This window comes from Niveispirillum fermenti, assembly GCF_048066175.1.
GTDB classification, from domain to species: domain Bacteria; phylum Pseudomonadota; class Alphaproteobacteria; order Azospirillales; family Azospirillaceae; genus Niveispirillum; species Niveispirillum fermenti.
In genome coordinates this window covers 133,831-155,574 of record NZ_JBLTXA010000001.1, presented here as the reverse complement: position 1 = coordinate 155,574, position 21,744 = coordinate 133,831, and the positions used below count along the sequence as shown (strand labels likewise).

The 21,744-nt window shown below is 64.3% G+C and carries 12 protein-coding genes; 8 read left to right on the top strand and 4 right to left on the bottom strand.

Annotation, left to right across the window (positions count from 1 at the left end; all coding sequences use genetic code 11):
- Positions 1-103: 103 nt before the first annotated feature.
- Positions 104-2,665, bottom strand: coding sequence for a glycoside hydrolase family 3 protein (locus ACM9LZ_RS00630; RefSeq protein WP_416617400.1), 2,562 nt, complete (start codon positions 2,663-2,665; stop codon positions 104-106).
- 670 nt (positions 2,666-3,335) lie between these two features.
- Between ACM9LZ_RS00630 and ACM9LZ_RS00625 the strand changes: the two genes are divergently transcribed.
- Positions 3,336-6,308, top strand: coding sequence for a TonB-dependent receptor (locus tag ACM9LZ_RS00625; RefSeq protein ID WP_416617399.1), 2,973 nt, complete (start codon positions 3,336-3,338; stop codon positions 6,306-6,308).
- A 347-nt stretch (positions 6,309-6,655) separates the two neighbouring features.
- Positions 6,656-8,155: a tryptophan halogenase family protein gene (locus tag ACM9LZ_RS00620; RefSeq protein ID WP_416617398.1), complete on the top strand. Its 1,500-nt coding sequence runs from the start codon at positions 6,656-6,658 to the stop codon at positions 8,153-8,155.
- A 24-nt stretch (positions 8,156-8,179) separates the two neighbouring features.
- On the opposite strand, the gene ACM9LZ_RS00615 is transcribed toward ACM9LZ_RS00620, so the two are convergent.
- Positions 8,180-11,965, bottom strand: a complete 3,786-nt coding sequence (locus tag ACM9LZ_RS00615) for a vitamin B12-dependent ribonucleotide reductase (protein ID WP_416617397.1) — start codon at positions 11,963-11,965, stop codon at positions 8,180-8,182.
- 408 nt (positions 11,966-12,373) lie between these two features.
- On the opposite strand from ACM9LZ_RS00615, the gene ACM9LZ_RS00610 reads away from it, so the two are divergent.
- From ACM9LZ_RS00610 to ACM9LZ_RS00595, 4 genes are all read left to right on the top strand, one after another.
- The gene (locus ACM9LZ_RS00610) at positions 12,374-13,426 is read left to right on the top strand and encodes a putative bifunctional lysylphosphatidylglycerol flippase/synthetase (RefSeq protein ID WP_416617396.1); all 1,053 of its coding nucleotides are present in this window, start codon (positions 12,374-12,376) and stop codon (positions 13,424-13,426) included.
- Positions 13,427-13,583: 157 nt separating this feature from the next.
- Positions 13,584-13,973, top strand: coding sequence for an NADH:ubiquinone oxidoreductase subunit NDUFA12 (locus tag ACM9LZ_RS00605; RefSeq protein WP_416617395.1), 390 nt, complete (start codon positions 13,584-13,586; stop codon positions 13,971-13,973).
- Positions 13,974-14,105: 132 nt separating this feature from the next.
- Positions 14,106-14,618, top strand: coding sequence for an outer membrane lipid asymmetry maintenance protein MlaD (gene mlaD, locus ACM9LZ_RS00600; RefSeq protein WP_416617394.1), 513 nt, complete (start codon positions 14,106-14,108; stop codon positions 14,616-14,618).
- Positions 14,619-14,697: 79 nt separating this feature from the next.
- The gene (locus ACM9LZ_RS00595) at positions 14,698-15,216 is read left to right on the top strand and encodes a DUF2155 domain-containing protein (protein WP_416617393.1); all 519 of its coding nucleotides are present in this window, start codon (positions 14,698-14,700) and stop codon (positions 15,214-15,216) included.
- On the opposite strand, the gene aat is transcribed toward ACM9LZ_RS00595, so the two are convergent.
- Positions 15,150-15,803 carry a leucyl/phenylalanyl-tRNA--protein transferase gene (aat, locus tag ACM9LZ_RS00590; protein WP_416617629.1) on the bottom strand — a complete coding sequence of 218 codons (654 nt, stop codon included), beginning with the start codon at positions 15,801-15,803 and terminating at the stop codon, positions 15,150-15,152. The two genes, ACM9LZ_RS00595 and aat, sit on opposite strands and share 67 nt — an antisense overlap.
- Before the next feature lie 282 nt (positions 15,804-16,085).
- Between aat and ACM9LZ_RS00585 the strand changes: the two genes are divergently transcribed.
- Positions 16,086-18,197 carry a methyl-accepting chemotaxis protein gene (locus ACM9LZ_RS00585; RefSeq protein WP_416617392.1) on the top strand — a complete coding sequence of 704 codons (2,112 nt, stop codon included), beginning with the start codon at positions 16,086-16,088 and terminating at the stop codon, positions 18,195-18,197.
- 34 nt (positions 18,198-18,231) lie between these two features.
- Here the strand turns inward: ACM9LZ_RS00585 and ACM9LZ_RS00580 are convergent, their stop codons facing one another.
- Entirely contained in the window at positions 18,232-20,730 is a 2,499-nt protein-coding gene (locus tag ACM9LZ_RS00580; protein ID WP_416617391.1) for a bifunctional diguanylate cyclase/phosphodiesterase, read from the bottom strand.
- 216 nt (positions 20,731-20,946) lie between these two features.
- Between ACM9LZ_RS00580 and recO the strand changes: the two genes are divergently transcribed.
- On the top strand, positions 20,947-21,738 hold the full coding sequence (gene recO / locus ACM9LZ_RS00575; RefSeq protein WP_416617390.1) for a DNA repair protein RecO: 792 nt from the start codon (positions 20,947-20,949) through the stop codon (positions 21,736-21,738).
- Positions 21,739-21,744 lie beyond the last annotated feature (6 nt).

The window sequence follows — 21,744 nt, the reverse complement described above, 5'->3', positions numbered from 1 at the left end:
ACCATCCGCGAACGGATGGTCTGGAGTGGGGTGACAAGAAGAGAGAGAACCGTCATCGCCCCCATCCCGTGCCGTTTGGGGGCGAAACGGGTCTGCCCGGCAATCACGCGCCGGGACAGACGGCGTTGCCCGGATCGGCATCCAGCTTCAGGTCGGTGACTGTCAGGCCCAGCCGACCCTCGGTGCTGATCACCACGGGTGCCTCGATGGTCGCCATCTGCGCACCCGCAGCGGCGAAGCATTTCAGGGAAATCTTGGTGGTGTGGAAATCACCCGGCTTGGCACCTGCCAGCAGCTTGGTGACATCCAGCGTGCCACGGCAATCGGGGCCGCACGCCATGGTCAGGTTCACCGTGCCGGTGGGCACCTGGTCCACGCGATACCGCAACGACAAGGTCACATCGCCGTTGGATTGGCGGGAAAGATCGACTGGCCGTCCGGAAATCACCAGCGAGCCGAGGCCGCTGCCGTTCCAGGTCAGTTGTTTGGCATCCTCCTGCGCGGCAACATCAACCGACTTCAGGTCAACCACCTGGCCGGGACTGGTGCCGCTGGTCGTGGTCACGCGCAGATCGCCCACCTGATCACCGATGGCCAGCGACCAGGGAGCCGGCGCGCGACCGCCCCGGAAATAGATGCCGGTATTGCCGCTCGCCTCCGCCGGCACGCCGGATTCCTCCGGCAGTGCGGCCAGATCGCCCTTGTCCTTGTAGGTCAGGCCAAATCCGTAGGCGAACAGCGGATTGTAATTGGCGTCACCACGGTTCAAGGGCGTTTGTGCCGCCGTGCGCGGCCAGGAGAAGGAAAGCTTGCCATGGAAGTCGTGACGGACCTTGCCGGCCTTGTCCGCGAACAGCACATCGGCGATACCGCCACCTTCGCTGCCCGGCAGCCAGGCCGCGACAAAGGCGTCCGACGCATTGATTTCCGGATTGACCCACAGCGGCCGCCCCGAAAGGAAGACGGCCACGGTGGGGATCCCCTGGGCCTTCAGCCGGCGCAGCAGGGCCAGGTCTGACTTGTCGCCCGGCTGGTATTCCAGCGTTTCGACATCCCCCTGGAACTCCGCATAGGGTTCCTCCCCGAACACCACAATGGCCACGTCGGGCCGGGTCTTGAAATTGCCGGCAACGTCATATTCGACCTTGCCGCCATTCTGGCCGACCACTTCGCGGATGCCGCCCAGAATGCTGGTGGCGCCGGGGAATTCGTCATTGCGGTTGCCGGTGCCCTGCCAGGAAATGGTCCAGCCGCCCGACTGCTTGCCGATATTGTCGGCCCCGTCACCGGCCACAAGCACGCGGGCACCCGGCGACAGGGGCAGGATGCCACCCTGATTCTTCAGCAAAACCAGTGACTTGGCGACCGCCTCCCGTGCGACGGCCCGATTATCCGCCTTTCCCAGCTCGCTGAGGGGCGGCACGTCCTTGCGGTCCTTCGGGGCCGGCTTGTCGAACAGGCCGGAATGGAATTTCACGCGCAGGATGCGGCGCACGGCATCATCCAGGCGAGCCATGGGAATGGTCCCGTCCTTTGCCTGGGCCAGCGTGTTCTCATACAGCCTCTGCCAGCTATCGGCCGCCATGTACATGTCCAGCCCGGCGATCAGCGAGGCGGGGCAATCGTACTTCGTGCAGCCCGGCACCTGATCATGGGCGTTCCAGTCGCCGACGATGAAGCCGTTGAAGCCCATCCGGTCCTTCAGCACATCGGTCATCAACTGCTTGTTGCCGTGATGCTTGACGCCCTGCCAGGAAGAAAAGCTGGTCATGATGGTCAGGACGCCCGCATCGATGGCCGGCGGGTAGCCGGCATTGTGCAGACGGATCAGCTCGTCCTCGCTGATCCGGGCGTCACCCTGGTCACGGCCCCCTTCGGTTCCGCCATCGGCCAGGAAATGCTTGGCGGTGGCGACGGTGCGGCCGGCTTTCATGAAATCCTTGGACCCGATGACACCCTGAATGCCCTCGACAACGGCACCGGCATAGTCGGCCACGATTTCCGGGTCTTCCGAATATCCTTCATAAGACCGGCCCCAGCGGTCGTCCCGAACGACGGAGAGGGCAGGGGCGAAGGTCCAGTCGATGCCGGTGGCGGCCATTTCGCGGGCCGTCACCTCACCCGTGCGGCGCAGCAGATCGCGGTCGCGCGTGGCGCCCAGCGCGATATTGTGCGGGAAGATGGTGGCGGCCCCCAGATTGCCATGCCCATGCACGGCGTCGACGCCGAAAATCACGGGAATGGGCGTGCGGCCCGGCCGTTCCTCCATCGAAACGCGATAGAACTGGTCGGCCGCTTCAAGCCAATCCTTGGGTGGGGCGCGGTCATCGCCGAAGGGGCCGGAATTGCCACCGGCCAGGATGGAGCCCAGGGGATATTTGCGCAAATCTTCCGGCGTGATGGTGGAGATGTCGCCCTGGATGGTCTGTCCGACCTTCTCCTCCAAACTCATACGCGCCATCAGCGCGTCGATCTTCTTTTCGATGGCAGGGTCGATCAGGCGCGGCGTACCACCCTTGGGCCATTTTTCCGGATGCAGCAGACTGGCTTGCGATGCCGGGGCGTCGGCGGCATGGGCCGGGCCAACGGAGAGACCGCCCAGCAAGGCAAAGGCGCTGACAAGACCCAGGGCGCGACCAAGCCGCGCGGTTCGCTTCGACGTCACTTTCTTCCTCCCAATCTGCTTCGTTATGGGCCGGCAGGTCATTGGCCGTCCTGTCCGGCGCATGTCATCTGACATCGTTGTCAGATGACATGACATCATCTCAGCGTACTGTCAACGCTCAACTCCCGATAAGTCTGGTAAACTGTTCTCCTCCAGCGGGAAGTCATGGGCGATCAAAACCGGCCCTTTTCTGTTAACGCTGTCATAAAATTGACCGGAAGAACGCGAAAAGCACCGCATGGGCGCGGAAATTGGTTACCGCTATCAAGAACTGATAGTAGTTTCAACGGACTGCAAATTTTTTTCCGTTTCTACCTGTTGAGGACTAAATCAAATTGGCAGCGATGTCAATTGCTCCCGGCCATGGTTACGGGGGTAGGCGCAATCTTTTGCACATGCGAAGAAACTCCATATTTTCTGCCATATGTTGTCGCTCCATGCCCTTCTGTGTCATCATTCGCACAGCAATGACAGCGTTATCAAACCCTATTGACTGCGCTGTCAACATTGTTCATGGTGACGGCGGGCGGAAAACCAACCTGATAAGGCCAATCGCCCGACGCCGCAGGGGAGGAAACCTCGCATGGACCCGCCTTTGGTCGAATCTCCGTCCGGAGATTAAATAAATCAAAATGCCTTAATGGCTTCATGCCCTTATGGGAGGAAAGAGATGTCGAGAAAGTACGCGCTTGGATTCTATCTGGGCGGGGTGGCCGCCATTGCGCTGGCCACGGCCCTGCCGGCACAGGCGCAAGAGGCGCCGGCCCCGGCCGCGGGGGGTGAACAGACCCTGGACGAGATCATCGTCACGGGCTTCCGGGCCTCGCTGGCCAGCGCGCTCCAGACGAAGCGCAATGCAAACGAGATCATTGAATCCATCACCGCCGAAGATATGGGCAAGTTCCCCGATCAGAACATCGCGGAAAGCCTGCAGCGTCTTTCCGGTGTGCAGATTGATCGTAACAATGGTCAGGGCACCCGCGTGCGCATCCGCGGTCTGGACCAGAACGTCACCTTGCTGAACGAGGAGATCTTCCTGACCGGCCTGGAGGTCTTCACCCTGGGCGAGGGCCAGACGCGGGAAGTAGACAGCCTGGAGGGTGTGCCGTCGGAATTGCTGGGCGGCGTCGATGTCTACAAGTCGCCCAATGCGCGCCTGCTGGAAGGCGGCCTGGGCGGCACGATCAACCTGAAGACCCGCAACCCGCTGGTCCTGGACCCCGGCTATACCGTGGCCGGCAACGTGCGCGCGGCCAAGTCCACCGGCGCCGATGGCGGCTGGAAGCCGCTGGGCGCCGTAGCCTTCGGCTATAACTGGGATGACAAGGCCGCCTTCATCGGCACCTTCTCCTACGACAAGCAGAATTCCCAGACCGACGTGCTGGGCGGCCAGAACCGCGGTAATTGGCGTTTCGCTGAACGTGGGGACAAGGCAACCGTTCCGACCAATTACTATGCGCCCGAATACCGGTACGCGACCGACCGCAACCAGACGCGCGAACGTATCGGCGGGTCATTGTCCGGTGCCGTTGTCCTGTCGGACAGCGTGGAACTGTCGGGCGAATGGTTCCATTCCGAACTGGACATCCTGACCTCTGAAGCCTCGCTGAAGTTCCCGTTCGCCATCGAAAGCCCGGGCCTGGACGCCACCAAGCCCTATTCGATCGATGGCAACGGGGTGCTGCTGAACGGCACCCTGATCGCCAACTCGGCCGAAGCCATTTCCTATGTCCAGAATTCCTCTGTGAAGGCGGACAATTTCGGCTTGAAGCTGAAGTTCGATGATGGCGGCAATTTCCGGGGCTCCGTCCGCGGTGCCTATGCCAAGGCCGACCTGTTCAGTGACAGCGCTAACAACGATGTGCGCTATACCTCCTATGGTGTGCCGACGGCCGATCCGACCAGCCCCACGGGGTTCAGCCATCAGCCTGCCAACCCCGCGGCGCCGTCCAACTATCTGTTTTCCTACAATAACGGTAACGGGAAACTGCCTTCCTTCTCGCTGCCCGGCATCCCGGATCTTTATACCAACCCGGCCTACGGCTTCTTCAAGTCGCACTGGGTGTTCGGCGACCGGGCGGACCTGGAGAATTATTCCCTGCGCGCCGATGGTGAGTATGAGCCGGAATTCATCGGGGCCGGCAATGTGACGCTGTCGGGCGGCTATCGCTTCGCGTCCCGCGATGTGGATTACAGCCGTGGCCGCTATCTGGCCGATTATTCCGGCAAGGGTGAACTGGACGGCACGAAGTTCGGACAGAAATGGACGCCCTACGGCTATTTCCAGGATGGCGCCATCGGCTACAAGTCCTGCGAACTGCCGGCCGGCACGCCCGGAATCCCGGCGGGCTGCACCAACCGCTTTGGTAATTCCCCGCCTCTGATCACGCCGTTCCAGACCTTCACGAATGCGGGTGGTCGTGTGGAGACGATCAACAACTTCTTCTCCTCCGGTGACATGGTGGGCGGCAAGATCCTGGTCCAGGATCGCGGCCAGATGAAGAACGGCGCCAAGTGGATCCAGGCCCTTTATCCGGACACGCCGTTCGCCTATTACGAGGAGCCGCTGGAAAGCTTCCGCGTGAAGGAAGAAACCCATTCCGGCTACATGATGGCGGATGTCGGTGATGCCGGCGACGGATATCACATCAATGTCGGCGCCCGGCTGATCCACACGACGCTGACCGTGTATCAGAACCGTGCCACCGATCCCGATCCGGTCTATCTGGGCACGGACAGCTGGAACGGCGTCCTGCGTGACAGCGAGACGATCGCCAATGAGCGTTCCTATACCGACATCCTGCCCAGCCTGAACATGGTTTTCGACCTGGACGAGGGGCAGAAGGTGCGCTTCGCCGCCTCGCGTGTCGTAGCCCGCCAGAACCTGTTCGATCTGGGCCGCGGGTTCCGCGTGGACTTCACACGCAACCCCACCACCGACCTGTTCGAGGCCACGAACGGTTCGGCCGGCAACCCCGACCTCGATCCGTTCCGCGCCTCGCAGTTCGATGTCGGCTACGAATATTATTTCGGCACCCAGGGTCTGGTGTCGGCGGTCGGCTTCTGGAAGGAGGTGGACAGCTTCATCGGCACGGAAACCAAGCCTGAATTCGTCATGGATCAGGCCGGTGGCCGCAACGTGCCCATCCAGCGCCCGATCAACGGCGATGGTGGCCGGATCAAGGGCTTCGAACTGAGTGGTCAATATGCGTTCGACTGGGGTGTGGGCTTCAATGTCAACTACACCTATTCGGACAGCAAGTCGCCGCTCTTCAATGATTTCGACACGGGCCTGCCCATTCCGGGCGTTTCCAAGCATGCCTTCAACGGTCAGCTTTACTACGAGGATCACGGACTTGAGGCGCGTGTGTCCTATACGTGGCGGTCGAAATCCTTCTCCGGCAATTTCGGCTTCGGCGACGGTGCGGTGAACCGGACGCTGGGCATCTGGAACCGCTCCTACGGCCAGTTGGACGCCCAGATCGGCTATCAGGTGACCGAGCAGATCGGTCTGACGCTGGAAGGGATCAACCTGACCAAGGAAGATCAGAGCCAGTATCTGCAGTTCAACAATCTGCCCTTCACCTATGCCTCCGGTTCGCAGCGCATCATGGCGGGCGTCCGGTTCAAGCTGGGCGGCTAGTCGGGAAACGGCGCCGGCGCCCGCATGCGGGGAAACGAGGGCCGTGCCTGCCTTCCATCACAAGGGAAGCAGGCACGGTGCCCCGTCATCTTCGCGTGTGGAGCGCCTCAAGCATGACACCAGGCCAGGTTGGAGCGGTTTCCAATCCTGGCCTGGTTGTTGTTTGGCAGCTGGTTATACCAACTTGCGATGAGTAGAACTCATCGCAAGTTGGTTCGGTGGCGACCGCCGCCGCGCCGCTCGTGCGGCGGAGCCAAGCCAACGTATGTTGGCGCCGGCATTTGAGGGCGGTGACCAGAACCAATAGGTTCTGATTACCGCAAAATAGTATTAGGGGGACAGAGATCATGGCCGGAAATCTTCCGGGCAGCATCCTGGTCGTGGGTGGCGGTACGGCCGGATGGATGGCGGCGGCGGCACTGGCCCGTGCCGTGGGCCGACAGGTACGGGTCCGGCTGGTGGAAAGCAGCGCTGTCGGCACCGTCGGCGTCGGGGAGGCCACCATCCCGCCCATCAAGACCTTCAACCGGATGCTGGGCCTGGATGAGGCGGATTTCCTGACCTTCACCCAGGGCACCTACAAGCTTGGCATCGAGTTCTGTGACTGGACGCGCGCGGGTCATCGCTACTTCCATCCTTTCGGCATCCATGGGCTGACCCTGGATGCCACCCACACCCATCAATACTGGCTGCGGTTGCGGCAGGAGGGGGAAGGCGGGGATATCGAGGATTATGCCCTGTGCAATGTCATGGCCAGACTGGGCCGTTATACCGGTCCGGTAGCGGATGAACGGTCCATCGCCTCCACCATCCGCTCGGCCTATCATTTCGATGCTGCTCTTTACGCCGATTATCTGCGTCGCTACGCGGAACGGCTGGGGGTGGAGCGGCTGGACCGCAAGATCGTCGATGTCGCATTACGCGGGCATGACGGCTTCGTGCAGGCCGTCATCTGCGACGGCGGGGAGCGGCTGGAGGCCGATTTCTTCATCGATTGCACAGGCTTTTCCGGTCTGCTGATCGAAAAGGCCCTGCGGACGGGATATGAGGACTGGAGCCAATGGCTGCCCTGTGACAGGGCCTGGGCCGTTCCGACCTCCGGGGACGGGCGCATCCCGCCCTTCACCCGCTCCACGGCACGGCCGGCCGGCTGGCAATGGCGTATCCCGCTGCGCCACCGCGTGGGCAACGGTTATGTCTTCAGCAGCCATTTCATGGGGGAGGAGCAGGCGAGGGCCACCTTGCTGTCCCATGTCGACGGAAAGGTCCTGGCGGAGCCGAGGCTGCTGCGCTTCGTCACCGGCCGGCGCAAGCAGGCCTGGGTTGGAAACTGCCTGTCGCTGGGGCTGGCATCCGGCTTTCTGGAACCGCTGGAAAGCACATCGATCCACCTGATCCAGACGGGCCTGTCCAAGCTGCTGGATTTCTTTCCCGGACGGCAGATCGATCCGGTGGCAGTCGCCGAATATAATGCGCTGGCACAGGCGGAATTCGAGGCTGTGCGCGATTTCCTGATCCTGCACTATCATGCGACGGAACGGTCCGACAGTGCCTTCTGGGACCATTGCCGGACCATGGATATCCCCGATAGCCTGAAATCCCGTATCGAGCTGTTCCGGCGTAACGGCCGGGTTTCCACCCGCGCCCGGGCGCTGTTCACGGATACAAGCTGGATCGCCGTGATGCTGGGGCAGGGGATCATGCCGGAAAGCCATGACCCGCTGGTCGATTTGCACCCGCTGCCCGCCATGCGGGAGCGGATGGCGACGATGCGTGCCCGCATCCTTCAGGCCGCCGGGAGCATGCCGACCCACGAGGCGTATCTCGCCGGGCTGAAGGTGGCCTGAAGGCCCTCCCTCTGGACTTCGGGCTCAGCTACACCCCGTCGTCCCGCCGCAAGTGTCGCATTTCAGGCAGGTGCCATTGCGCACCAGGGTCATGTTGCCGCATTCCGGGCAGGGATCGCCCTCATAGCCGCGGGCGCGGGCTTCCTTCATGCGCTCAAACCGTGCATCGTGCCGGCCCACCGTGCCGCCGCGCAGGGCGGTGCTGGACAGGCTGTCGGCATGGACCGCCCCCCCGGCGAAGGCCGACGGCGCGTCGGTGCCCGTGGCGGCATAGCCCGTGGTCGCCTGCTGGAACCCCGCCACGACCCGGCCCTGCTGCCCGCCGGGCACGACACGCAGGTTGGAGCGCATATAGCCGGTGGAGGCGATGCGGGCCACGGCGGCCAGCGTCTCCTGCGTCATGCGCGCCGCATGGTCGGGCAATTCGGGGGCCGTGTTGGCGGCTTCCGGCATGCCGGCCAGATCCGCCTGTGCGTCGCCCCGTCCCATCGTGTCGGGCAGCAGATCCTCTGGCGTGGCGTGGGCCAGATCGTTGCGGCCGAGATAGGAGATGGCCAGTTCGCGGAACACATAATCCAGGATGCTGGTCGACATCTTGATGGCATCGTTGCCCTGCACCATGCCCGACGGCTCGAACCGGGTGAAGGTGAAGGCCTCGACATATTCTTCCAGCGGCACGCCATATTGCAGACCCAGCGAGATGGCGATGGCGAAATTGTTCATCATCGACCGGAAGGCCGCGCCTTCCTTGTGCATGTCGATGAAAATCTCTCCCAGGCGGCCATCCTCGTACTCGCCCGTGCGCAGATAGACCTTGTGACCGCCCACCATGGCCTTCTGGGTATAGCCCTTGCGCCGCTGCGGCAGCTTTTCCCGCCCGTCGTTGCGCACCACCCTTTCCACGACGCGCTCGACGACCTTTTCCACGACCCGTTCAGCCACCAGGGGAACGCGGGCGGCGGCGGGCGCCTCCACCACGCGCTCCAGCAGGGTCTGGTCATCCTCGGACAACGTCTCCTCTTCATCCTCCAGCACCTGTGCGTTCAGGGGCTGGGACAGTTTGGAACCGTCGCGATAGAGCGCGTTGGCCTTCAGCCCCAGGCGCCATGACAGCATGTAGGCATCCGTGCAGGCCGCCACCGTGGCGCCGTTGGGCATGTTGATGGTTTTGGAGATGGCGCCCGAGATGAAAGGCTGGGCTGCGGCCATCATGCGGATATGCGCCTCCGCCGACAGGAAGCGCGTGCCGATCCGCCCACAGGGGCTGGCGCAGTCGAACACGGGCAGATGTTCATCCCGCAGGCCCGGCGCGCCTTCCAGCGTCATGGCGCCGGCGACATGGACGTTGGCCGCCTCGATCTCCTTGCGGGTGAAACCCAGATGCGCCAGCAGGTCGAAGCCCGGCATCTCCAGCAGATCGCCCGGTATGCCCAGGGTGCGTGTGCAGAAATCGGCACCCAGCGTCCATTTGTTGAAGACGAACTTGATGTCGAAGGCGGATTCCAGGGCGGATTCCACAGCGTCGATCTGTTCGTCGCCAAAGCCCAGACGGCGCAGCCGGTCATGGGTGATGCAAGGCGCCCCCACCAGCGTGCCATGCCCCACGGCATAGCGCTCGATCCGGGCAATTGCGGTATCGTCATAGCCCAGCCGTGACAAAGCCTCCGGCACAACGCGGTTGATGATCTTGAAATAGCCGCCACCGGCCAGCTTCTTGAATTTCACAAGGGCGAAGTCGGGTTCGATGCCCGTCGTGTCGCAATCCATGACCAGGCCGATGGTGCCTGTCGGTGCGATGACGGTGGCCTGCGCGTTGCGATAGCCATGGTCGCGTCCCATGGCAAGTGCTGCATCCCAGGCGCGACGGGCGGCATCGACCAGGTTCGCGTCGGGACATTCGTCCGCGACCAGCGGCACGGGTGCCACCGACAGCCCCTCATAGCCCGTCCGTGCGCCATGGGCGGCGCGGCGATGGTTGGCAATCACGCGCAGCATCGGTTGCCGGTTGGCGGCGAAGCCGGGGAAGGGCCCCAACTCGCGCGCCATCTCGGCGGAGGTCGCATAGGCCACGCCGGTCATCAATGCGGTGATGGCCGCGGCCAGCGCCCGCCCCGGCACACTGTCATAGGGCAGGCCGGCTGCCATCAGCAGACCGCCAAGATTGGCATAGCCAAGGCCCAGCGTCCGGAAATCATAGGAAAGACGCGCGATCTCCCGCGACGGGAACTGCGCCATGGCCACGGAGATTTCCAGCACCAGCGTCCACAGCCGGCAGGCGTGGGTGAAGGCATCGATGTCGAACCGACCGTCGGGCTGGCGGAATTCCATAAGGTTCAGGGACGCCAGATTGCACGCCGTGTCGTCCAGGAACATATATTCGCTGCACGGGTTCGACGCATTGATGCGACCGGACGCGGGGCAGGTGTGCCATTCATTGATGGTCGTATCGAACTGTACGCCCGGATCGGCCGACTGCCAGGCGGCATAGCCGATCTTGTCCCACAATTCGCGGGCGCGCAGCGTGCCGGCAACCTTGCCATCCGTGCGGCGGATCAGGTTCCAGGGGCCGTCACTTTCCACAGCCTCCAGGAAGGCATTGGGCACGCGCACGGAATTATTGGAATTCTGGCCGCTGACCGTCAGATAGGCTTCCGAATCCCAATCGGTGTCGAAGGTGCGGATATCGATCCCGGCATAGCCCTGGCCGGCAAGCTGGATGGCCCGCTGGATGTAGTTTTCCGGGACCAGGTCGCGGCGGGCGGCCACAATGGCGCGTTTCAGGGCCCGGTTCGTCAGCGGGTCCAGCCGGTCCGCATCGGTGCCCATACCTTCGTTGCAGGCCGCCATGATCATGTTCAGATGGCGGGAAACCTGCTTGGAACCGGTCACCAGGGCGGTGACCTTCTGCTCCTCAACGACCTTCCAGTCGATATAGGCTTCGATGTCGGGATGGTCGAGATCGACCGTCACCATCTTGGCGGCCCGGCGCGTCGTGCCACCGGACTTGATGGCGCCGGCCGCCCGGTCGCCGATCTTGAGAAAGCTCATCAGGCCGGACGACTTGCCACCGCCGGACAGTTTCTCGTTCTCTCCGCGCAGGCGGGAGAAATTGGTGCCCGTGCCGGACCCGTACTTGAACAGGCGCGCCTCGCGCACCCACAGGTCCATGATGCCGCCTTCGTTCACCAGATCATCCGCGACCGACTGGATGAAACAGGCATGGGGCTGTGGCCGCTCATAGGCTGACGCAGAGGCAACGACCTCCCCGGTTGCCGGATCGACATGGAAATGGCCCTGGCTGGGCCCGTCGATACCATAGGCCCAGGACAGGCCGGTATTGAACCATTGCGGACTGTTGGGTGCCGCCATCTGGCGGGCCAGCATGAAGCGCATCTCGTCATGGAACGCGGCGGCATCGGCTTCCGACTCGAAATAGCCGCCCTTCCAGCCCCAATAGGCCCAGGTGCCGGCCAGACGGTCGAAAACCTGCCGGGCGGAGGTTTCCGCCCCCGTCCGCTCCTGCGCGGGCAGCCCGGACAGCGCCTTCTCATCCGCGACATGGCGCCACAGGAAGGGGGGGACGCTGTGTTCTTCCACCTTTTTTAGGGCCGCAGGCACGCCAGCCCGGCGGAAATATTTCTGGGCCAGGATGTCGCAGGCCACCTGGCTCCATTCGGCCGGAACCTCGATATCCCTGGCCTGGAAGACCGTGGAACCGTCGGGATTGCGAATCTCGCTCGTCGCCTGGCGGAACGGGATGCCGGCATAGGCGTCCTGGCCTTCAACGGTGAAACGGCGTTCGATGCGCATGGTCCAAGCCTTTCCCAAACAAGGCGGCGGGTCGTGCGTGCCGGCCGTGCGTCATGACGGACAGGCAGCAGCGCCGCTATATATGGTGACGGCCGGAAGGCTAGGCCACAGGGGAAGGCCCGGCAACCATATTTTGTTGGCTATTTCAAAAGCATATACAGCTTATTGTGTTGACGCGGGTGGTGGGGCGGAATCCCCCTTTTTGGGGGCCGGAAGCGGCGGCATCGCTGGATTTTCCTGTTCCGCGCCTTGTCTGAGTCGCCCGCCCCCCCAATCTCCCAGGTGCAATGGGAGAGGTTCTGCTTCCGCGGGGCGTTGGCACCGGCCTGGGGGTTTCTTTCCGTTTGTAATGGTGGCAGGGTGCGCCCGCCGCTGTGGCCGGTCTCGTTTCGCGTGTTGCATTCCTGAATGACCCGACTTCCCGATCCCGAACAGACGCCCGCTTCATCGAAACCCGCAAGGGCCGCCGCCGTTCGTGGTTGGCTGATCCGGCATTACAAGGCTTTGCTGGGCGTCGCCACCATCATGTTCCTGGTCGTGCTGCTGGCCGTCGCCGTGGAGCATGTGATCAAGGAAATCGATTTCGCCGAGGTCTGGCTCTATCTGACGGACCTGCCCTTGTCGAAGGTCCTGCAGGCCATGGCGCTGACGATAGGGGCCTATTGGGTCCTGACGCTGTACGACCTGTCGGCACAGATCTATCTGCGGCGCAAGGTGCCCTACGCGACCACGGCCTTCGCGGCCTCCTGCGGCTATGCCATTTCCAACAATGTCGGCTGGGCGGTGATCAGTGGAGCCGGGGTCCGGCTGCGCGCCTATGGCAAGGCCGGCCTGTCACCGGCCGACGTGGCCAAGATCGTCGTCTTCTCGACCACCACCTTCACACTGGGGCTGACCTTCACGGGGGCCGTCGGCATGATCGTGGGGCCGGAGCCGGTGTCCTTGTTGCTGAACGTGCCGGAAATCGCGGTGCAGGCGGCCGGGGCGGCCATGTTGTTGGGCCTGCTGGCCGTCTGCGTCATCACGGCGGTGACGCACAAGCCCGTGCGGTTCGGGCGCTGGTCCATTCAACTGCCCAGTTGGGGTGGCGTGGTCTCGCAGATCACCATCGCGTCGGCCGAACTGGTGCTGGCGGCCGGCGTGCTGTGGATGCTGCTGCCGACGGAAGTCCAGGTTCCCTATACATCCTTCGTGGCGCTCTATTGCGCGGCGCTGATCGTTGCCATCTTCAGCCATGTGCCCGGCGGGCTGGGGGTGTTCGAGAGCATCATCCTGCTCGGTCTTGCCCACCATGACGCAGCCAGCGCCATCCTGGGCGCCCTGCTGGCCTATCGCTTCTTCTATTACGTGCTGCCGCTGGCGGCCGCGGGCCTTGGCATTGCGGCCTGGGAGATCCGCCACCATACCGGCCGTTTCGGGCGCGCGGCGGACCGGCTGCGCGGGCGGGGCACGGATGGCTGAGGGCGCTGGCGCGTGACTTTCCCGTGCAACTGGTCGCGCCGGCATCTTGATACGGCCCCGCGGGGGGCGCAGGTCCGCCTTCCACCGTGGGGGTGGATTTTGTTGCGGCGGCGGTGCATAGTCGCCGCCGTTCCTCGTGCTGCATCACGGAAAAGTCATGAGCGAGAAGTTCTCCCTGGCCACATGGATGGCCAATATCCAGATCAATATTCTGGTTTGGCGTGTCGGACGGCAGGTTGGCAGCGATGCCGCCGGGAACCGCTATTTCGAGGAAAAGAAGGCCCGCCGGGGCATGAAGGCCCGCCGCTGGGTGCTGTACAAGGGCGCACCGGAGGCGACGAAGGTGACGCCGGAATGGCATGGCTGGCTGCATTACAACATGGATGCGCCCCTGCCGGAGGGGAGCGGTTTCCACAAGCCCTGGCAGAAGCCGCATCAGCCCAACCCCACGGGCACGGTGCAGGCCTATCGTCCGCCGGGCCATCTGTTTGCCGGCGGCCAGCGCGACAAGGCCACGGGCGATTACCAGGCCTGGACACCGAACTGATCATCCCTATCTTTGGGAGCAGGCCCATGGCGGCGCCACGAAAGCGCCGCCATGTGTGTTTAAGGCATGTGTGTTTGAGGGAAGGTCCGGCCCGGTCATTCACCACGGGCCCGTCAGGGAGCTGAACTGTCCATGCGCAGGAACGTGATCGAAACAGTGCTGGGTGCCGTCGTCCTTCTGGTTGCCGGCTTCTTCCTGTTCTTCGCCTATACGAGCAGCAGTGTACGGGCCATCTCCGGTTATCCGCTGGAGGCGCGGTTCAGCAGCACGGGCGGCCTTTCGGCCGGTGCCGATGTCCGTATCTCCGGCGTCAAGGTTGGCACCGTCACCCAGCAATATCTGGACAAACAGACCTATCAGGCGGTCATCCGCATGGAGATCGACAGCAATGTCCAGCTTCCGCGCGACACCTCGGCATCGATCGCCAGCGAAAGCCTGCTGGGCGGTCGCTATCTCCAGCTTGATCCGGGTGGGGAGGATGACTGGCTGAAGCCTGGCGACATGATCGAATATACGCAGAGTGCCGTGAACCTGGAGGAGTTGCTGGGCCGCTTCATTTTCAGTTCGACGGGAGGCGGTGGCGCCAGTGGCGGTGATGCCGGTGCCCCACCCGCGGCCGGACAAACGCCGCTGCCGCCCATGTGATTTCGCGGGCGGCCTTGAAACCGCCCGAAATGGCCGCTTTTCTCTCAAGGACGCCCTGTCGGCCAGTGGATGCCCTCCCGTGAAACCCATCCAGACCCGTTTCCGTCTTTCGTCGCTGTGTCTGATGCTGCTGGCAATTGTGCCCGCGGTTCGCGCGCAGGAACAGGTACCTGCCGGGGAGCCGGCGCTGGACGAGGGACAGGCGTCTTCCCTGCCGGGTGCCGTACAGCGCCCCGCGCCCCCGCCACCGCCGGAGCGCAGTTTTGATCCCATGCCGGTCGCATTGCTGCAGGGGCTGGACAAGGTGACGGCCCGCACCTCCACCTTCGAAGCCAAGGTGGGTGAGGTGGTGCGGTTCGGCCAATTGTCCATCCGGGTCGAGGCCTGCCGCAAGGCACCCCCCATCGATCCCCCGGAATCGGCGGCTTTCCTGAATGTGCAGGAGCAGCGGCCGGACGGGGGTGAGGTGGCCGTGTTCAATGGCTGGATGTTCGCATCCAGCCCGGCCCTGTCGGCGATGGAACACCCGGTCTATGACGTCTGGGTCAAGGATTGCAAGAAGGTGCCGACCAGCGCCCGCTCATCCTCCAGACAGTGAAATTCGGCGTTCCGGGCCAAAGCCTTGGATAGTTGCGCGCGATAACGGTGCCGGGGTATTTCCCGTGCGCCGAATTGCGACAGGTGCCCGGTCAGGAACTGCGTATCCAGCAGCAGGAAGCCGCCGGCCGACAGCCGCGCCACCAGATGCACCAGCGCCACCTTGCTGGCGTCGGTGGCACGGGAAAACATGCTCTCCCCAAAAAAGGCACCCCCCAGGGAAACGCCATACAGCCCCCCGACCATGGTTCCGTCCTGCCAGCATTCCACGCTGTGGGCATGGCCCATGGCGTGAAGCTGGCAGTAGGCCTCCAGGATATCGGTATTGATCCAGGTCTGCGGCCGGTCGGGTGCCGGTTCGGCGCAATGGCGCATGGTGGCCCGGAAATCACTGTCCACGCGCACATCGAAGGGGAAATGCCGGATCGTCTTGCGCAGCCGGCGCGGCACATGGAACCCATCCAGCGGCAGCACCCCGCGGAACGGCGGATCGAACCAGAGAAGGTCGTCCGCATACGCGCTTTCGGCCATGGGGAACACCCCGCCGGCATAGGCGCGGATCAGAAGGTCCGGTGTGAGTATCCCCATGATCCCCGATGTTTCGTTGCGGAATTCGTCGGCGAGCATAGCAAGCCCCCCGCCCGCTTACAAATATCACCGGCGCCGGTCCCATCGGACGGGGTTGGCGGCGGCCCTGGAACGGCCACTGTCACGCAAACTTCATCGAACTGCGACAAAGCCTTTACCAATCGTTCCTTAAGTCATTCGGCATACCCCCAAGGTACTCGGCGGCAGCCGGGGTCTGTTGGGGGTTTCGGGTCTCTGGACTGTCGACAATTTTAGACAAACCCCAACATCCGGATGTGCCGCATGACGGAACTGACGCTGACAAACGACCGCGCCCAGGCCTCGCACGAGATGCCATCCGATGGCGGGGCGCGATCCGGCTGGTTCGGGCAGGCATGGCTTGCCCGCATCGGCGTGGGTGCCGATGGGCTGACGGGGGAGGGCGGCTGGCTTGCCCGGCTTTCCATTTCCACCCGCATCGGCTTCCTGGTGGGAGCCGCCCTGCTGACCGTCCTGATGACGGCGGGCTTGTTCCTGTTGGGCGATGCAAGACGGGAAGAGGCGACGGGCCGCATGACGGCCCTGTCGGGCTTCGCGGAAACGGCGGCCGACCTGAACCGCCGCACCACGGCCTTGCAGCTTCACGCCACCCGTTTCCTGCGGGAGCGTGATCCCGCCGCGGGGGTGGCGTTTCTGTCCACCTTGGGGGAGGTGGAGACGGCCGTGGCCGACCTGACGGCGCACGCAGCCGCGGCCGATCAGGCCGACACGATCGCAACGCTGACCGCCAAGCTGGGCCTGTTGGGCGATGCCTTCGCCAAGGTGGACGAGGCCACCCGCGCCGTGGGCTTCACCGACGAGGACGGGCTGCGCGGGCAGATGGTCCGGTCCGTGGCGGCGGCGGAGGGGGAGTTGAAGAAATGGCCGGCGACCATGGCGGCTTCCCTGTTCATCGGCATGGCCGAAATGCGCAACGCCGAGAAATCCTTCCTTCTGACGGGGGAGGAACGGTATCTGGGCCAGCATCGCAAGGCCTACAATGAATTTTCATTCTTCGTGCCTGAGACCCAGTTTGATCAGGAGACGAAGGACACGATCGACACCCTGTCGCGCCAGTACCGGCAGGACATGGTCGCCCTGGCCGAGGCCACGGGGCGTCAGGCCGATGCCATCAGGGAATTTACCGGCGTGTTCGCCGAGACCGCTCCCCTGATCGACGGGCTTTTCACCTATACCCGCGCCGGGCTGACGGAGGCGCGGCGCGCTGAAACCGCGATCCGCACGCAAACACAGCGCCTGACCATGGCGATTGGCGGGATTCTGGTGGCCCTGTTCTGTGGCCTGTCGCTGCTGCTGGTGCGGTCCATCACCCGGCCGCTGGCCCGGATCGAGCAGGCCATGGAAGGGCTGGCGCGCGGCGAGAGGCTGAGCTTCATCCCCGGCACGGCGCGCCATGACGAAATCGGCGACATGGCGCGCGCCATCGACGTTTTCCGTGTGAATGCGGAGGAAATGGACCGCCTTAAAGCGGAAGACCGGGAGCGGGAGCGTCTGCACAAGCAGGAGATGGCCGACCGGCTGGGCAGCCTGGCCGAAGCCCTGGAACAGGAGATGACCCGCCGGGTGGAGGCCGTGCTGCAGCAGGCAGCGGGCATCGCCGCCATGGCCGACCGCATGACCGGCGCCGCCACCCGCACCGGCGAGCAGTCCGACGGTGTGGCCGGTGCCGCGCAGGAGGCGACCAGCAATGTCCAGACGGTCGCCGCCGCCACCGAGCAGCTTGCCACCGCTTCGCGCGAGATCGGGCGGCAGGTGACGGAGGTCGCCGACATGGTCCATGACGCGGTGCAGCGGGGCGGGCAGACCCGCGCCATGGTGAACCAGCTTGCCGACGCCGCCCAGAATATCGGCCGGGCCGCGCAACTGATCGGTGATATTTCCGGCCAGACGAACCTGCTGGCGCTGAACGCCACGATCGAGGCGGCCCGCGCCGGCGAAGCGGGGCGGGGCTTTGCCATCGTTGCGGCCGAGGTGAAGAACCTGTCCAACCAGACGGGCCAGGCGACGGAGGAGATCACCTCGCAGATCACGGCCGTTCAGCGGGCGACCGAGCGCGTGATCGGCGATATCCACCAGTTGCACGCCGTCATCGCCCGCATCGACGAGATCGCCGGCACGATCAGCGCCGCGGTGACCGAGCAAGGCAGCGCCACGGAGAGCATCAGTGCCAGTGCCGCCAGTGCTGCGGGCGGTACGGTGGAGGTCTTCGACCGTATCCGCACCGTCGCCGCCGATGCCAGTGAAACAAGGACACTGGCCCATGAACTGGGGGAACGGGCGACAGAGGTGACGACGGAGATGCGCGCGCTGCGCGAAAGGCTGGCCGACATCCTGGCCCGCAGCGCGCAGGGATGATGAGGGCCGACGGGATGCTGCCGCGCGGACGGTGTCAGGAAGCCGGCAGGCAGGGCAGGACCAGCAGGCGTTCGATTTCTGCGGCGGGGGCGGGGCGGGAAAAGTAGAAACCCTGGCCGTACCGGCATTCCAGCGACCGCAGGAAACCCGCCTGTTCCGGATTCTCGATCCCTTCGGCCACCACGTCGAGATCCAGGCTCTTGGCCAGCAGCAGGATGATGCGGGGTATCTCCTCCCGCCGGTCGCCGCTGCCGGCCCCGCTGACGAAGGCCCGGTCGATCTTCAGTGAATTGACCGGGTAGCGATGCAGATAGGACAGGCTGGAATAGCCGGTGCCGAAATCATCCAGCGACAGGCTGACGCCCAGATCGCGGATTTGCTGCATCATGACGACCGCGCGGGCCGGATCGTCCATCAGGAGGCTTTCGGTGATCTCCAGCTTCAGGGTTTCCGGCGGGATGCCGCTGTCGGCCAGGACCTGACGGACGCTGTCGACCATCTGGTCGTCCAGCATCTGCCGGCCCGACACATTGACGCTCATGAACAGGCCACTGCCATAATCCTTCTGCCAGCGGGCCAGTTGTTCGGCCGCCTCCTGCATGGCCCAGCGCCCGATCTGCAGGATCAAGCCCGTATCTTCGGCCAGTGGCACGAAATCGGCGGGGGAGATCATGCCGCGCTCGGGATGCATCCAGCGGATCAGCGCTTCGAACCCGGCAATGGACTGGTCGGACAGGCGGACGATGGGCTGATAGAACAGGGTCAACTGATGCCGGTCGGCCGCAAGGCGCAGGTCCGCCTCCGTGCGCAGGCGCGACATGGCGCGGGCCCGCAGCGCATCGTCGAACACCTCTACCCGGTTGCGCCCCGCCCCCTTGGCCCGGAACATGGCCAGGCTGGCGTCGCGCACCATGTCGGCGGCCTGGGCATAGCCCGTGTGCGACATTGAAATCCCGCCTGATGCCGTCAGCACCAGTTCCTGCCCGCCGGGCAGCCGGATGGGTTCGGCGATGGTTGCTGCCAGACGCAGCGCGGCGGTCATGGCGGCCTTGGCATCCACGACCCCATCCATCAGCACGCCGAACTCGTCGGCTGATATGCGTGCGATCGTGTCGCCGGCCCGGCGCTGGGCCTCCAGCCTCTTGGCCAGGGTGCGCAGCACATCATCCCCGAAATTGGGGCCCAGACTGTCGTTGACGGTCTTGAAATGGTCCAGGTCGAACAGGATGACGGCACAAGGCGGATCATCGGGCCGGCGACGGCGGTCGATGGTCTGGTTGATACGGTCCATCAGCAGCGACCGGTTAGGCAGCCCGGTCAGACCGTCATGGAAGGCATCGAACAGGATCTGTTGCTCTGCCCGCTTGCGCGCGGTGATATCGGTCATCGAACCGGCCATGCGCATGGCATCGCCCAGCGGATCCCGGATTGCCACACCGCGGATCAGCACCCACAGTTCCGCCCCGCTATCGTGGCGGACCCTGACCTCATGCTCCAGATGGTCGATGCCGCCCGACAGGTGCAGTTGAAAGGCCGCGCGCAGCCCCGGCAGGTCGCTGGCATGGACCAGGGCGAACCAATCCTCGATCGTACCGACCCATTCCCCACCCGGCAGGCCCAGCATGTCCGACCAGCGCGGGGAATAATAAACCTCCCCCTCCGGAATACGCCAGTCCCACAAGCCGTCATTGGCACCCTGGGCCGCTAGCGCATAGCGTTCCTCGCTGATGCGCAGCTGTTCCTCCGCCACCTTGCGGTCGGTAATGTCGGACTGGGAGCCGACAAGACGGGCCGGCTCGCCCTGCACATCCATCACCGCGATGCCGCGGCAGAGCATCCAGCGCCAGGCGCCCCGGCTGTGCTGGATGCGGTATTCGATCTGGAATGGTTTGCCGCCCGCCGACATCTGCGCGTCCAGCGTGGCCTGCAGCCAGATCAGATCTTCCGGATGCACGCGCGACAGCCATTCTTCCGGCCCGTCGCTCTGCGGGTCCAGCCCTAACAATGCCCACCAGCGGGGCGCGTAATAGATGCGGTCGGTGCGCAGGTCCCAGTCGTAAAGCCCGTCATTGGTCGCCGCCGCCGCCAGGGCCAGCCGCTCCTCGCTGATACGCAGCCTTTCCTCGGCCTCCTTGCGCTGGGTGATGTCGCTGGCCGTGCCGATCAGGCGGACCACCGCGCCGCTGCCATCACCGATGGCAGCACCGCGCACCGTCAGCCAGGTCCAGTCGCCCCGCCGGTTGCGGACCCGGTGTTCGATCAGGAAACGCCGTTCCGGTTCATCCTGCAGGGGCCGCAGTGTGGCTTCCAGCCATTGCAGATCTTCCGGATGCACGCGGTCGAACCAGTCGTGCGGACTGCCTTCACCGCCCGTCGTTTCTGCCGCGGGATCCAGCCCCAGATGATCGCGGAAGCCCGGCGACAGGAACAGGCGGTCGGCGGCGATATCCCAGTCCCAGACGGCCTCACCGCTGGAAAGACCGGCCAGCATGTATCGCCGGGCCAGAAGATCGTCGGGCAGAATGTCGGGCAAGGCAGGGCCGGTGGACAAGTGAAAGGTGAGCGGGGAAACTCTATACCACTTTCACCGGGTGGGGCCATGCCCCTTCGCTGCCGCCCGTTATTTATGTTCATCTGAACTTTCGCAGACATGGAGCCTTGCTGTACCATTGCGGTCCCGGATCCGGGGGCGGGGGCGTGGTTTTCCCGAATGATTCCGGTTTGTGCTGAACTGCTCTGGATTTGGGTCATGGATTGGAACGACCAGGCGATCCTGCTATCCGCACGTCCGTATGGGGAAACCGCCGCCCTGGCGCTGATGCTGACGCGCGCGCATGGCCGGCACGCGGGGCTGGTGCATGGCGGGCAATCGGCACGGATGCGTGCGTCGCTGGAGCCGGGAAGCCGGCTGGCCGTGTCCTGGCGGGCCCGGCTGGCAGACCAGTTGGGGACCTGGTCGCTGGAACTGGAACGTGCCTATGCCGCCCCGCTGCTGGATGATCCGTTGCGACTCGCCTGTCTGGCATCGGCCTGCGGCTTGCTGGATGGGCTGCTGGCCGACCGGGAACCGCATCCCGGCCTGTTCGACGCCACGCTTGCCTTGCTGGAAGCGATGGAAACCGATGTCTGGGCGGAGATTTATGTGCGGTGGGAGATCGGTCTGCTGGACGAGATCGGATTTGGCCTGGACCTGTCGCGCTGCGCCGTCAGTGGCCGGACCGCGGCCGACCTGCTGGCCGGCAATGACGGGCTGAGCCATGTCAGCCCGCGCACGGGCCGTGCTGTTTCCCTTTCAGCGGCCGAACCGTACAAGGACAAGCTGTTCGAATTGCCGGCCTTCCTGCTGGGCCTTTCCGATGGCGGGCCGGTGGAGGTGATGCGGGGCCTGGCCCTGACGGGCCATTTCCTGGCGCGTAGCGCGTTTGCCCAGCGCCATGCCGAGCTGCCCGCAGCCCGTGCCCGTTTCGTGGAACGGTACGGACGGATGCATGGGATACCGCCCGATGGGGATGGGGCCATCTCCCCCGGCCCGGCGCAATAAGCCGAC